Source organism: Paenibacillus residui (assembly GCF_042677205.1).
Taxonomy (GTDB): Bacteria; Bacillota; Bacilli; order Paenibacillales; family NBRC-103111; genus Paenibacillus_L; species Paenibacillus_L residui.
In genome coordinates this window covers 311,519-325,206 of record NZ_JBHTIU010000039.1, presented here as the reverse complement: position 1 = coordinate 325,206, position 13,688 = coordinate 311,519, and the positions used below count along the sequence as shown (strand labels likewise).

The following is a 13,688-nucleotide window of genomic DNA, read 5'->3' as shown; positions in this document are numbered from 1 at the left end:
GCGCGGCGTCGGCGCCGCTTCGGCTGCGCCGGGCGGCGCTGCCGATTCGCGCGGGCGGGCGCAGCAGCGGGTCTATATCAAGATAGACCCGCTGCATGAAGCGCCGCACACGCTCGAATCGCTGCAGAGCCTGCTGCAGGCGCAGCCGGGGCTGCTGCCGGTCGTGCTGTTCTACGAGCGCGAACAGCGAACGGTCATGCTGAGCGAACGATATCGGGTCAAGCCTTCCCCGCTTCTTTTTCAGCAAATTGAAAAGCTCCTAGGCGAAGGAACGGTTAAAGTAAAGTGAAAAAGTAAGGCTTGACCGGGTACGCATTGGAACCATAGTGCCTTAGAGGAATAAGCTTTGCTGACGGCTTCACATGGTTAGTCATCCATACTAATATTAAAGCACTCCAAGGGTCTTTGTCGTTCGCCGTGGCAAAGACTCTTTCTCGTATGATTTCGGTCACGAAATTCCTGCGATAATACATCAATTTATAAGCGATTCAGACACTTATGGAGAAAAGCCTGCGAAAATACATTAATTTCGACATCAATTCACCCGATCACCCTTGGAACGAGAAAAAAAGATGTATTTTAGCAGGCTTTGCTGCGGACACGGGACCCAACGGCTAAAAGCATGCAGAATTGCAGGCTTTTAAACCCTAGATATCAAATAGAGGAAGGTTAGACGCCGACTCTGCTGGTGTGCGGACGGAATACGCTTCGAAGGCCGAACGTTTCTTTGTAGGCCGGATGACTTTCGTGGTATAGTAAAAAAGAACTAAGCTGCGCGAAAGCTCTCTCCGTTTTAAAGTAATAATACAGGCTGTTGAGAAAAATAGCTCGCGGAGCATGTCTGTTAGTTGTACGATTATTCGCGGCATTCGCATGTCTGTTCGAAGACCATGAATGATTTCGTACAAAACGTACTCGTTCGCATTCATCCGTCGTGCATTTGTATCTCTTTAGAGTAAAGTAGACGATTTCTCAACAACCTGAAAAATTCCTTTTTATTTCTTTGCTTCGGCGGTGTTGGCCAAAGGGAGAATGGGATTGAGTTGCCCGATAGTATTCCGGGGATTGGCAAACCGGCCGCAACCTTGGAATGAGCATAGGATGAAAGTTAAGATTTCGTTCACACCTGTGTCCAATAATTGTCCATTTTCATGTTTTCTCACGCTTTCCCGCGTATTTATAACGGTTCCATCGGCTCCAGGGCGACTTGTCTTTGTTGCTATAAAAAGACGGGTTATGGTATCATTAATCCATTGTATAGGCTATATGAAGCAGGAGTTAGGGAGGTTATCGGCCATGTGGACAGTTATTTATATCGCTCCGACGGCCAAAATAGCGGATCGCATAAAGGAGAAGCTGACGGAAGAAGGGTTCCTCGTTCAAGTTCGGGCCATCAGCTTAACCAAGAATCAGTATGAAATTTTGGTTCCGGAAGGAGAACTGGAGGAAGTTCAGGAAGTTCTTAATTCCATTCTGCATCGGTAATCATCCTGCTGAAATTAACGCCTGGTGAGGTGTAAACGTGCTAAAGGATTTTTTTTACAAGAAAAAAAAGTACGCCACAATTCCTTCTGAAAGGGCAAAAAAGGAAATTCCCGAAGGAATCGCTAATAAATGCCCTAAGTGCGGTGCGATTCAATTCAGCACGGAGCTGGAAAAGAACCTGAAGGTCTGCGCTTCCTGCGGTTATCATTTTATCTTAAACGGTATGGAACGGATACAGATGACCCTGGATGACGGACGTCTGTTTGAATTTGACAGTGATATGATTTCGGCCGATCCACTTGAATTCCCGGGGTATCCCGAGAAGGTCGGAAAGATGATCGAGAAGACGGGCAGCAAGGATGCGGTCATTACCGGAGAAGGAACGATCGGGGGTTATCCCGTCGTTATTTGTGTGATGAGCTTTGATTTTTTCAGCGGAACGCTTGGCAGTGTGGTTGGAGAGAAGATCACCCGGGCGATCGAAGTGGCCATGCAGAAGAAGTACCCGTTGATTATTTTTTCCACTTCCGGAGGGGCCCGCATGCAGGAGAGCATATTGGCTCTTATGCAAATGGCCAAAACCAGTGCCGCTCTAAGCAAGTTTCACGAGCAAGGCGGTCTTTATATCTCCGTACTTACAGAACCGACCTTGGGCGGGGTAAGCGCCAGCTTTGCCATGCTCGGCGATTATGTGTTGGCCGAACCGGGAGCCATTATCGGTTTTGCCGGAAGAAGGGTCATTGAACAGACGATTCGGCAGAAGCTTCCAGACAATTTCCAGACGGCTGAGTTCAATCTGCAGCACGGTCAGTTGGATAAAGTAGTTCATCGGAAAGAATTGAGGACGGTTTTGACGCAAATTTTGGACATGCACACGGTGAAGGAGGTGTCTTCCGATGGCAGGTGATTTGCCGTTTGAGCAGCCTCTGGCGGAATTGCGTGCGAAAATTGAAGAGCTGCGCAGGTTTGGCAGCGACAAGAATATCGATTTCACCGAAGAAATTATGCGGTTGGAAGAAAGATATGCGCGGCTGGAGGAAGAAATCTACACCGAAATTTCCGTGCAGCAGAAGCTGCAAATTGCCCGTTTTCCCATGCGGCCAACCACCCTGGATTACATACAGAACGTATTTACCGATTTTCTGGAGCTTCATGGGGACCGTTTGTACCGGGATGATTTGGCCATCGTCGGAGGACTGGCGAAGCTTAACGGTGTGCCGGTTACAGTGGTCGGCCATCAGAAAGGCAAGGACACCAAGGATAACATCGCCCGTAATTTCGGCATGCCCCATCCCGAAGGCTTTCGCAAGGCGCTTCGCCTGATGCAGCAGGCCGACAAGTTCAAGCGGCCGATTATAACCTTCATTGATACGAGCGGTGCTTATCCCGGAGGAGCGGCGGAAGAACGGGGACAAGCTGAAGCCATTGCGCGGAATCTGAGAGAAATGGCATCTTTCAAGGTGCCTATTATTTGTGTGGTCATCGGAGAAGGCGGCAGCGGGGGAGCATTGGCACTGGGCGTCGGTAACCGTGTGCTGATGCTTGAGCATGCCATCTATTCGGTCATTTCGCCGGAAGGTGCCGCTTCCATTCTGTTTAAAGACAGCACCAAGGCGCTGCAGGCAGCGGAAACGATGAAAATTACGGCCCAGGATATTTTGAAACTTGGAGTAATCGATGAAATCATCCCCGAGCCCAAGGGGGGAGCGCATCGCAATCTGGAGGAGCAATCCAGGAACATCAAAGAAATGCTTTGGAAACATCTCGAGGAGCTTGTCGCATTATCCGCGGACGAGCTACGGGAGGACCGCTATCGCAAATTCCGCTCGATAGGAGAAGTAGCCTTGTATCAGAATGGCTGACCGGAAATCATGGGAAGCGCCTATAAACACCATATTTCTATCTTTTATAGTCATCCTTGGCGGCAGTATTTAACTGCGGAGGATTGTTGAACTTACAGGAGGAACAGAACTATGCGTAAAGCTAAAATTGTATGTACGATCGGACCGGCCAGCGAAGCACCGGAAATGCTTGGCAAATTGATGCAGGCGGGAATGAATGTGGCCCGTCTTAATTTCTCTCATGGGGATTTCGAGGAGCATGGGGCGAGAATTCGCAATATCCGCGAAGTGTCAAAGCGGTTGAACAAGAACGTTGCGCTGCTTCTTGATACGAAAGGGCCGGAGATTCGGATCGGCAAGCTTGCGGAAGAACCGATTGAACTCGTGCAGAATGAGCGTATAGTGCTTACTACCGAGGAAATTCTGGGGGATAAGCATCGCATCTCCGTAACGTACAAGGATCTGCCTTCCGATGTTTCCATCGGCTCCACCATTCTGATTGACGATGGGTTGGTCGGGCTGGAAGTAGTGGGGATCCGCGGCACCGAGATCGAGTGCGTCATTGTTAACGGCGGACAAATCAAGAGCAAGAAGGGCGTCAATGTACCGGGAGTGAGTACGTCCCTACCGGGAATTACCGAGAAGGACGCCAACGATATTGTGTTCGGGATCGAGCAGGGGGTAGATTTCATCGCAGCTTCTTTCGTTCGTAAAGCAAGTGACGTGATGGAAATTCGCGAGCTGCTGGAGAAGCATAATGCCAGCCATATTCAAATCATATCCAAGATTGAGAATAGGGAAGGCGTAGAGAATCTGGATGAAATTCTGGAGGTATCGGACGGTCTGATGGTCGCCCGTGGGGACCTTGGGGTGGAAATCCCGGCCGAAGAAGTGCCGCTGGTCCAGAAGATGATGATCCGAAAATGTAACGAGGCAGGCAAGCCGGTTATTACCGCTACGCAAATGCTGGATTCGATGCAGCGGAATCCGCGCCCTACACGTGCAGAGGCGAACGATGTCGCCAATGCCATTCTGGATGGATCGGATGCGGTTATGCTGTCCGGAGAGACGGCCGCGGGCAAATATCCGGTGGAATCGGTAGAGACCATGGCACGGATAGCCGAAAAAGCGGAAACGGCCTTAAATCACAAAGAAATTCTCGAGAGACAGCGTAAAGCCCAACAAGTCACGGTTACGGAATCTATCAGTCAAGCGGTGGCCAATTCTGCGCTGGATCTGCAAGCCAAAGCGATTATTACACCGACGGAAAGCGGTTATACAGCCAGAATGGTTGCCAAGTACCGTCCGAAGTCGCCGATCGTAGCCTATACTCCTTCAGAGCAAACTATGCGTAAGCTGTCTCTGGTATGGGGGGTTATTCCGGTTCTGGGGCATAAGGCTAAAACGACCGACGAAATGATCGAATTCGGAATTGAAGGCGGTATGAAGGAAGGTCTTTTCCGGCTTGGTGATCTGGTGATTATTACTGCAGGCTTGCCGGTTGGACAGTCCGGAACGACCAATCTTATTAAGGTTCATCATGTCGGACAGCTGATTGCCAAAGGCCAGGGTTTGGGAACGCAATGCTCCACCGGCCAAATCGTAACCGCCCGCACTCCTGAAGAAGCGAATGCCAAGATGACGGAAGGCTCTATTCTGGTTGCCGTATCGACCGATAAGGAATACATGCCTGCGATTGAGAAGGCGTCCGCGGTGATTACGGAGACCGGGGGAATTACTTCACATGCCGCTGTTGTCTGCCTGAGCTTGGGCATCCCGGTTATTGTAGGAGTCGAGAATGCGTTTGAAGTGCTGCATGACGGATTGGAAGCAACCGTTTATGCCGAGATGGGCTTCATTTACTCCGGCAAGGCCAACGTCATATAGGTCGATGGAAACACGCCTGGGAAAGGGCGTGTTTTTGCCGTGCTTCGTGGTGAGATTGACTTCGTTATAAGAAGACATGCACTTTTGATTGTCTTTTCTTATAGTGTAAATGAGTCTGGAGATGGGGCTTAACATGAAAGTTACCCGTGACTCAAACCGGCTGTCGTATGCTGCGTATAAACCTGCTTGAGCGTTACAATTCCTACAGGAGGTGGTCCAATGAATCGATGGCACGTTCATTCCATCCGTGTCCGGTATGAGGAAACGGATCAAATGGGGGTTGTCTATCATGCAAACTATTTGACATGGTTTGAAATCGGCCGAACGGAAATGATAAGAGAGACGGGTTTTACATACCGTGAGTTGGAAGCCAACCGTCTTCTGCTTCCGCTCGTTGAAGCTTCCATGAAGTTCAAGCAGCCCGCAAGATATGACGATGAAGTAGCGATTTATACACGTATGGCGGATGTGACCCCCATCTCTATTGTATTCGAGTCGCAAGTCCGCAGAGCAGAGGGGGGTGAAGCGGAGAGTGGGAGGCAGGCGGATGTCGATGACCAGCCTGAAGGAGAGCTGTTGGTCAGCGGCATGACCAAGCATATTTGGGTCAATCCGGAATGGAAGCCGGTCCGGCTTGACCGGCAATTTCCCGAGCTATATGAACGGCTGCCTGTAAATCGGTAGAAAGGAAGATGCGGATGCTCAGATGGATAATCGTTCTGCTGATAGTCGTTCCCGCTTTGGAAATTTGGGGAATTCTTTCGGTCGGAAGATGGATTGGCGGCTGGCAAACGTTTCTTTTGATCGTCCTGACCGGACTGATCGGAGCTTATCTGGCCAAGAGAGAAGGGCGTAAGGTGTGGGAATACGCACAGCACCAAATGTCTCTCGGCTACAGTCCGACAGCTTCGATACTCGATGGCATTATCATTTTTGTCGGAGGAGTTTTTCTTCTTGCCCCCGGTTTTATAACGGATATCATTGGCTTGATCCTTCTGCTTCCATTTACTCGCCCGGTTGTCAAGCGCTGGCTCTATTATTGGCTGGAGAAGCAAATCCGGAATGGAAAATTCACCTTTATCATCCGCAGGTAAATGGAAGAATTAGAGCCGGTAAGATGATAATAAGATTTCAAGCTTTTTATACTCGAAATCAAAAAAGACTTTAATTGGTATCTGACTTGTATTAAAATTTGTTTATGGTACCGATAATGAACTTTTATAGCCCCACTGTTCACTTCTTCGACAAAATCCTTTATGATAAAAGGAGTTAGAGAAGTACAACACTTGTGAAATAAAATATTTATTGCAAACAAAGGAGAGAGATAGGGATGACGGCGACAAAAGGCCTGGAAGGAATCGTCGCAACTACTTCCTCAATAAGCTCAATTATTGATGGTGTGCTGACCTACCGCGGGATCAATATCGACGATTTGGCGGAGAAGGCAACCTTTGAAGAAGTTGTCTATTTGCTTTGGTACGGGAAGCTTCCGAACCAAGCGGAGCTGGATCAGCTACATAGGGATTTGAGTGCTAACAGCAGCGTCCCGAGCGAAGTGATTGAGCAAATCAAGCTGTACCCGAAAAACACGAACTCCATGGCTGCTCTAAGGTCCGCCGTGTCGAGCCTTGCGCTCTATGACAACGAGGCTAACGACATGAGTAAAGAAGCGAATGTACGCAAAGCGATTCGCTTGCAGGCACAGCTGCCTACTCTGATTGCCGCTTTCGCAAGAATCCGGGAAGGCCAGGAGCCGATCGCCCCGAAATCCGGTGCCTCCATTGCAGAGAATTTCTTGTATATGCTGACTGGCGAACAGCCTGATCCAATAGCGGTAAATGCCCTGGATAAAGCCCTTGTTCTCCATGCAGATCACGAGTTGAACGCATCGACATTCGCTGCCCGCGTAACGGTAGCCACTCTGTCCGATATTTATTCCGGGGTGACCTCGGCAATCGGCGCATTGAAGGGACCTCTTCACGGGGGGGCCAACGAGGCGGTTATGGCTATGCTTGAAGAAGTGGGCTCGATCGACAATGTCGAGAGCTATGTTAACCGCAAGCTGGAGAATAAAGAGAAGCTGATGGGATTTGGTCACAGGGTCTACAAGAATGGAGATCCCCGTGCCAAGCATCTGATGAAAATGTCCAAGGAACTGGGCAAAATTACGAACAATATGAAGTGGTACGATATGTCGGTCAAGATGGAAGAAATGGTTACCCGTTTGAAGGGACTCAAGCCGAATGTCGATTTCTATTCCGCTTCTGTTTATACTTCACTCGGCATTCCGAGAGATCTGTTTACGCCGATTTTTGCCATTAGCCGGACATCGGGCTGGACAGCTCATATTCTGGAACAATACGATAACAATCGTCTGATTCGTCCTCGTGCGGAATATACAGGCCCGGTGGGCACGCCGTACGTACCGATCGAGCAGCGTTAATAATTTACAGAGTGCAATCTGCGCTCCAGACCTTACGGGCCGTGCGAATCGTACCGAAACGCCTTCCCGTTTATCCGTACGTTCTCGACCGGTTTACTCTGCTAATACATTAAAGAGGAGGAAATAAAATCATGGCTCAATTCGAACAATTTTCCCTGCCGACCGAAGGCGAGAAGATTACTATTAAAGACAGCGTACTTCAGGTACCTAACAACCCGATCATTCCTTTTATCGAAGGAGATGGCACGGGACGCGATATTTGGCGGGCTTCCAAGCGTGTTCTGGACGCCGCTGTAGAGAAAGCTTACAAAGGCGAGAAGAAGATCGCATGGTATGAAGTATATGCAGGGGAGAAAGCATTCAACAAGTTCAATTCCTGGCTCCCTAACGATACTTTGACGGCTATCCGTGAATATATCGTTGCTATCAAAGGTCCTCTGACTACTCCGATCGGCGGCGGTATTCGTTCTTTGAACGTGGCGCTTCGTCAGGAGCTGGATTTGTATGTTTGCCTTCGTCCGGTACGTTATTTCAATGGAGTTCCTTCTCCGGTTAAACGCCCTGATCTTGTTGATATGGTTATTTTCCGGGAGAATACGGAAGATATTTATGCCGGAATCGAGTATAAGGAAGGCACACCGGAAGTTAAGAAAGTGATCGAGTTTCTGCAGAAAGAAATGGGAGTTAACAAAATCCGTTTCCCGGAAACGTCCGGTATCGGAATCAAGCCTGTTTCCAAGGAAGGATCTTCCCGCCTGATCCGTGCGGCGATTGAGTATGCTCTGCAGCATGGACGCAAGAGCGTTACTTTGGTGCACAAAGGCAACATCATGAAGTTTACAGAAGGAGCCTTCAAGAACTGGGGCTACGAGCTGGCGGAGCAAGAGTTCGGTGATAAGGTGTTCACTTGGGCCGAGTATGATCGCATCAAGGAAGAGAAAGGCACCGACGCTGCTAACGAAGCTCAGAAAGCGGCAGAAGCTGCCGGCAAGATCATCGTGAAGGACGCTATTGCCGATATTGCTCTGCAGCAGGTGCTGACCCGTCCGACCGATTTCGATGTCATCGCTACTCTTAATTTGAACGGGGACTATCTGTCTGACGCTTTGGCTGCACAAGTTGGAGGAATCGGAATTGCACCGGGAGCGAATATTAACTATGTAACCGGACATGCTATTTTCGAAGCCACCCATGGTACGGCGCCTAAGTATGCGGATAAAGACGTAGTTAATCCGGGATCGGTTATTCTGTCCGGAGTTATGATGCTGGAGCATCTTGGCTGGCAAGAAGCGGCTAACCTGATTTACAAAGGTATGGAGACCGCTATTAATAACAAAACGGTTACCTATGACTTTGCCCGCCTGATGGAAGGCGCGACTGAAGTGAAATGCTCCGAGTTCGCGGATGAAATTATCAAGCATCTTGGATAAGTTAGACGCAGTTAATCTTTTAGAGCCCGTTTCTTAAGAAACGGGTTCCCCAATTTATGAAATCTCCACATAAATCTCTGAGTGAAAGGATCTGTTATCCATGGCTATCCGTCGCAAAAAGCTGTCTGTTATCGGTGCCGGTTTCACTGGAGCTACTACTGCATTAATGCTTGCCCAGAAAGAATTGGGCGACGTCGTACTTCTCGATATTCCCCAACTGGAGAATCCGACCAAAGGAAAGGCACTGGACATGTTGGAAGCAAGCCCGGTACAAGGATTCGACAGCAACATTATCGGTACTTCCAATTATGAAGACACCGCTAATTCCGACATTGTCATCATTACAGCAGGTATTGCCCGCAAGCCCGGCATGAGCCGTGATGATTTGGTCAATACCAATGCCGGAATTATGAAATCGGTTTGTGAGAATGTTAAAAAATACAGTCCGGAATCGATCGTCATCATTCTAAGCAACCCGGTGGATGCTATGACTTATGTGGCCTATCAGACATTGGGCTTTCCGAAGAACCGCGTGATCGGTCAATCCGGAGTTCTGGATACCGCCCGCTACTGCACGTTCATTGCACAGGAGCTTAATGTATCGGTTGAGGACGTTCGCGGATTCGTATTGGGAGGACACGGTGACGATATGGTTCCGCTGGTCCGTTATTCCAATGTTGGCGGAATTCCGATTGAGAAGCTGATTCCCGCGGACCGGATCGAAGCGATCGTCCAACGGACCCGTACCGGCGGCGGAGAAATCGTTAACCTGCTCGGCAACGGCAGCGCCTACTACGCACCGGCTGCATCCCTTGTTCAGATGACAGAAGCCATCGTTAAGGACAAGAAACGCATCCTGCCGGCGATTGCCCTCCTTGAGGGGGAATACGGCTATGACAATCTGTTCATGGGCGTTCCGACGATTCTGGGTGGAGACGGAATCGAGAAAGTGTTCGAGCTTGAATTAACTGCCGAAGAGAAAACGGCGCTTGACAAATCCGCTGATTCGGTACGCAATGTAATTAAAGTCGTGGAAGGCAACTGATGATTCAAGCTGTTCCGGTATGGCTCACTGCTCCGGGGCAGCTTTTTTCCATTAAGCTTCATCCGGCCACAATTTCCTATGCCCTCGTATAGCACGAACCTTTGGCTATATTGTGTCCGGCAAGTAAAAAATGTGCAGTCCGCCCTTGGGACAAGTTGTAAGCCTGACAGGCATTTAGTATACTGATAGAGTACATAACTCAAACATTCAATAGGAGGGCTTTCATGGTCAGTTTTATTTTATTTCTGCACCTGTTAGGCTCCATTGGGATGGGATTTTATCTGCTCTTTCCTTTTCTTCTGATGAAAAAAGGGGAGGAAGGTTTGGCTCAGACGGTTGGCAATTATAATACGGCAAACCGGGTAGGGCAGATATTGCTGCTCGTCCAGTTTTTGACCGGAGGATACATGATTTCCCAAGCCAGTTATTCTACGGCCTGGATGATCGTCGTTATTCTGCTCGTCGTCGTTATCGGCGGTCTAACCGGCATGTTGGGCAAGAAGTTGAAGTCGGCTCGGGAGGCTCTCAGCTCCGGCAAGGCTGCGGCCGAAGCGGGAATGGGAGAGGTGCAAACATTTTCCTGGCTGATTGCCCTGAGCTTCCTTGTCATGATCATCCTGATGAGTTACCCATTCTAAGGAAAGAAAAACGCTGGAGAGCCAGTCCTATTCGGACAGCTCGTCCAGCGTTTTTTCGAAGCTGGGTGCCAAATGCTCAAGGAAATACCGGACCTCCGGCAGATCAAGCTCTATCATAGACTGCTCAATCTGTTTCTTGGCAACGGCGAACTCCCGGTTTCCCGTAGACAGCTCCGTCACACATTTGATATATGCATCCAACAGGTCAGCCGCCTTGACCATGACCCGCAGTTCTTCATCCTGTCCGCCTTCCAGCAAAGGACGGTAAGCATCCTTCAACTGAGGGGGCATCATGGACAGCAGCTTCTTGGAAGCGTGCCGCTCGATCTCGCGGAAGCTGGACAAGATGTCCTCGTTCTGATGCTTGACTGGTGTCGGGATATCGCCGGTAAACACCTCAGCCGCGTCATGGAACAGTGCCATGGATACGGCCTTGTCCACCGGCAAGCTTCGCCCGTAAACCTCGTTGGCAATCGTACAGAGCACATGGGTCAGCATCGCCACATGAAAGGAATGCTCCGCCACGTTCTCGCTTACGACATTGCGCATCAGACTCCATCGTTTAATATATCTTAGCCGGTACATATACGCGAAAAAATGGGAGTCCATAAGCCCCTCCTTTCCCCAACCCTTCCAACTTGATTATCCGCCAGACGTTCCCGCACATCATGACTCAAACAATAGCTTCTCGATATCGCTCCACCTGGCATAGGCTTTGCCCTCGATAACCTGAACGGGTTGTCCGATCGTTAAGCTGTTATTCTGGTGAAGAACGGTACGACTCCCGGGACGAAGCTTCCATTCTCTGCCTTCATAACGAATAACGATCAGCCCCTCGCTATCCTCAGCTACTTCACCGCCCCAGTTCTCAACCATTTCCCTGAGCGGAATACGGTCATAGTTATGATGAACTGCCTGAATCTGGTTCTGAATCGATTTGTGCAGCTTAGCCGGCGAAATGTACGGGCCCCCCGCATTAATTCTTGGAATCGCGAGCCTGTCGGTCTGCCGTGTAGCCATTCCGGGTGCGATCGTGAATGCATACTCAATTCCCGCTGATTGCAGCGCCTCTGCCGCATCCCGATCATAGATTCCGAAAGGATAAGCCAAGGAATCGATAGGCGACGGGTTAACCTGCTCCAGTACCGATCGGCAGGTTCTGGTGTCGGCCATTATCCGCTGCCGGTAATCCTCTTCGCTCTCCCGCTTGCCGCTATCCAGATCCAGTCTTGCTGTTAACAGCGCCTGGCCATCCACTTTGTCATGCAAGGCATGAGTATGACATTGCACCTCAATCCTGCCGGGGGCTGCGGTGATCATTTCCGCAATTTGCTGTTGGGACATTGCCGGAATATAGCTCGCTTGCGGATTTAACGTGTCCTTCGTAATGGCGAAATTAACCGCAGGAATATTCAATTGGGATAATACAGGATAAGCATTGCTGTAGAAGCTCTCATATCCGTCGTCAAAGGTGACCAGCACGGCGTTGTCGGGGACGGGGCCGCCGGCTAAGTACTGTTTGAATTGATCGAGTGTAATAAATTGGTAGCCCTGTTGCTGTAAATAGGTCAATTGCCTCTGAAAAAGATCAACCGTGATCGTGCCGGAGCTTTGTATGGTGTCATCGACGTGATGATACATGATGACAGCGACCTGTTCGCGGTACATAGTATTCGGCTGATAGGCTGATAGAGAAGAGACCAATAAGGTCAAGCCGATAATCGTAACAAACAAGCTGCGAACAAAGAATTTAATCATTTCCATTCTCCTTACTTTGGCAGATACCTTATCAGTATATCAATTTAATTATCAACATACTATATTGTCATAAACATTTGCTATGCCAAAAGCAAGTCAATAATATTTTATCGAATGATAAGCATTTAGATTGATTCATTATTGATGAATAATAAAAACTATACCTATTAAAAGGTTCGGTATTAAAGATTAAATTTAGTAAAGATACATTGATTAATTCCTGTGAACGATGTTTAATGCACTTCAGGCAGCAAATTAGCGCTACTATGGAAAGGAAGAGTGAGTTGGGATAATGGAAACCTACCGATTGGGTTTTGATAAGCGCAGGTATATTTATTACGAGGAAGTGAGGGGATGTAGCAAAGTTTGACGGAAATCTGAGGAAAAGGAGCGATTTGGTTGTGCATAGCTTGACTGCGGTGATGAGTAAAATTTGCATTCAGAATTACTGTAGGGAGTACTGAAAGTCTTTATGAGCAAGCGCCACATTTCGCTTTTGATCGTGTGAAACTTGTGAGAGTCAATAATATCATTTAAAGGTGGTTTTAATCTCAGGCCATCTAAATTGATAAATTGTCGCCGATCTCCTTATACGCCTACGCTCTGGGATCGACGACAATGAATATTTTGGGAACTAACCGTTGGATCTAGATGATGTTTTTTGCATGGTTAAGATTCTATAACAATAGCAGGAATTATTATATTATCGATATTTATGGACAGTGCCAAAAGCTATCGCATGGTGGCAATGGACATTCAGAGAAAAATCCCATACAGTAATCATCGCTATTCGGTGAGACGGTAGATAAATTAAAAACTAATGCAGTAATAACAAATAACCCAGCTAATTTTTTCATTCTTTTCACCTCCTATTTCCAAAATATTACATTTTATTATATCAAACATTCGATATATGTCAAGGTCAGATGATGCCGAGGAACACTATTACGCTGTTTTCAGATGGAATACAACTTAACTGTTTTTCTATAGAGTTTATAGATAGAACTGACTCTCTCATATTATTTCTAATTTTTAAATAAATTTGGGTAAGCAGGAAATCAAATTGGATTGACTAGATTTTTGAAAATAGGCCAAATTCGCACTTGTCAACTTTGAAATCCAACTAGACAAATGGGACGTTTCCAAAGGCATTGCAAACTA

The 13,688-nt window shown here is 48.3% G+C and carries 14 protein-coding genes; 11 read left to right on the top strand and 3 right to left on the bottom strand.

What is annotated here, in order from left to right; all coding sequences use genetic code 11:
• The 11 genes from ACFQ03_RS13520 to ACFQ03_RS13470 all read left to right on the top strand — a co-directional run.
• A partial coding sequence (locus ACFQ03_RS13520; protein ID WP_379288685.1) for a hypothetical protein occupies nt 1-289 on the top strand: 289 nt, incomplete at its 5' end.
• Nucleotides 290-1,296: 1,007 nt separating this feature from the next.
• Complete coding sequence (locus ACFQ03_RS13515; RefSeq protein ID WP_144932176.1) at nt 1,297-1,485, top strand: glutamate decarboxylase; 189 nt, start codon at nt 1,297-1,299, stop codon at nt 1,483-1,485.
• A 37-nt stretch (nt 1,486-1,522) separates the two neighbouring features.
• Nucleotides 1,523-2,392: an acetyl-CoA carboxylase, carboxyltransferase subunit beta gene (gene accD / locus ACFQ03_RS13510; protein WP_379288682.1), complete on the top strand. Its 870-nt coding sequence runs from the start codon at nt 1,523-1,525 to the stop codon at nt 2,390-2,392.
• Nucleotides 2,382-3,347 (top strand): acetyl-CoA carboxylase carboxyltransferase subunit alpha, encoded by a 966-nt coding sequence (locus ACFQ03_RS13505; protein WP_144932172.1) that lies wholly within the window; start codon nt 2,382-2,384, stop codon nt 3,345-3,347. Before accD ends, ACFQ03_RS13505 begins: the two co-directional genes overlap by 11 nt.
• Nucleotides 3,348-3,458: 111 nt before the next feature.
• Entirely contained in the window at nt 3,459-5,213 is a 1,755-nt protein-coding gene (gene pyk / locus ACFQ03_RS13500) for a pyruvate kinase (RefSeq protein ID WP_379288680.1), read from the top strand.
• A gap of 219 nt (nt 5,214-5,432) precedes the next feature.
• A complete protein-coding gene (locus ACFQ03_RS13495; RefSeq protein ID WP_144932168.1) occupies nt 5,433-5,897 on the top strand; it encodes an acyl-CoA thioesterase in 465 nt (154 codons plus the stop codon).
• A 14-nt stretch (nt 5,898-5,911) separates the two neighbouring features.
• Nucleotides 5,912-6,307: an FxsA family protein gene (locus ACFQ03_RS13490; RefSeq protein WP_144932166.1), complete on the top strand. Its 396-nt coding sequence runs from the start codon at nt 5,912-5,914 to the stop codon at nt 6,305-6,307.
• A 236-nt stretch (nt 6,308-6,543) separates the two neighbouring features.
• The gene (gene citZ, locus ACFQ03_RS13485; protein WP_144932164.1) at nt 6,544-7,656 is read left to right on the top strand and encodes a citrate synthase; all 1,113 of its coding nucleotides are present in this window, start codon (nt 6,544-6,546) and stop codon (nt 7,654-7,656) included.
• Between the two features lie 131 nt (nt 7,657-7,787).
• Nucleotides 7,788-9,086, top strand: coding sequence for an NADP-dependent isocitrate dehydrogenase (gene icd / locus ACFQ03_RS13480; RefSeq protein ID WP_144932162.1), 1,299 nt, complete (start codon nt 7,788-7,790; stop codon nt 9,084-9,086).
• Between the two features lie 100 nt (nt 9,087-9,186).
• A complete protein-coding gene (mdh, locus tag ACFQ03_RS13475; RefSeq protein ID WP_379288676.1) occupies nt 9,187-10,131 on the top strand; it encodes a malate dehydrogenase in 945 nt (314 codons plus the stop codon).
• Between the two features lie 224 nt (nt 10,132-10,355).
• Entirely contained in the window at nt 10,356-10,769 is a 414-nt protein-coding gene (locus tag ACFQ03_RS13470; protein ID WP_144932158.1) for a hypothetical protein, read from the top strand.
• A 27-nt stretch (nt 10,770-10,796) separates the two neighbouring features.
• On the opposite strand, the gene yfbR is transcribed toward ACFQ03_RS13470, so the two are convergent.
• The 3 genes from yfbR to ACFQ03_RS13455 form a co-directional block, all read right to left on the bottom strand.
• A complete protein-coding gene (gene yfbR / locus ACFQ03_RS13465; RefSeq protein WP_379288673.1) occupies nt 10,797-11,378 on the bottom strand; it encodes a 5'-deoxynucleotidase in 582 nt (193 codons plus the stop codon).
• Nucleotides 11,379-11,435: 57 nt separating this feature from the next.
• Nucleotides 11,436-12,527 (bottom strand): polysaccharide deacetylase family protein, encoded by a 1,092-nt coding sequence (locus ACFQ03_RS13460; protein ID WP_379288671.1) that lies wholly within the window; start codon nt 12,525-12,527, stop codon nt 11,436-11,438.
• Between the two features lie 713 nt (nt 12,528-13,240).
• Nucleotides 13,241-13,384 (bottom strand): hypothetical protein, encoded by a 144-nt coding sequence (locus ACFQ03_RS13455; RefSeq protein ID WP_186328137.1) that lies wholly within the window; start codon nt 13,382-13,384, stop codon nt 13,241-13,243.
• Nucleotides 13,385-13,688 lie beyond the last annotated feature (304 nt).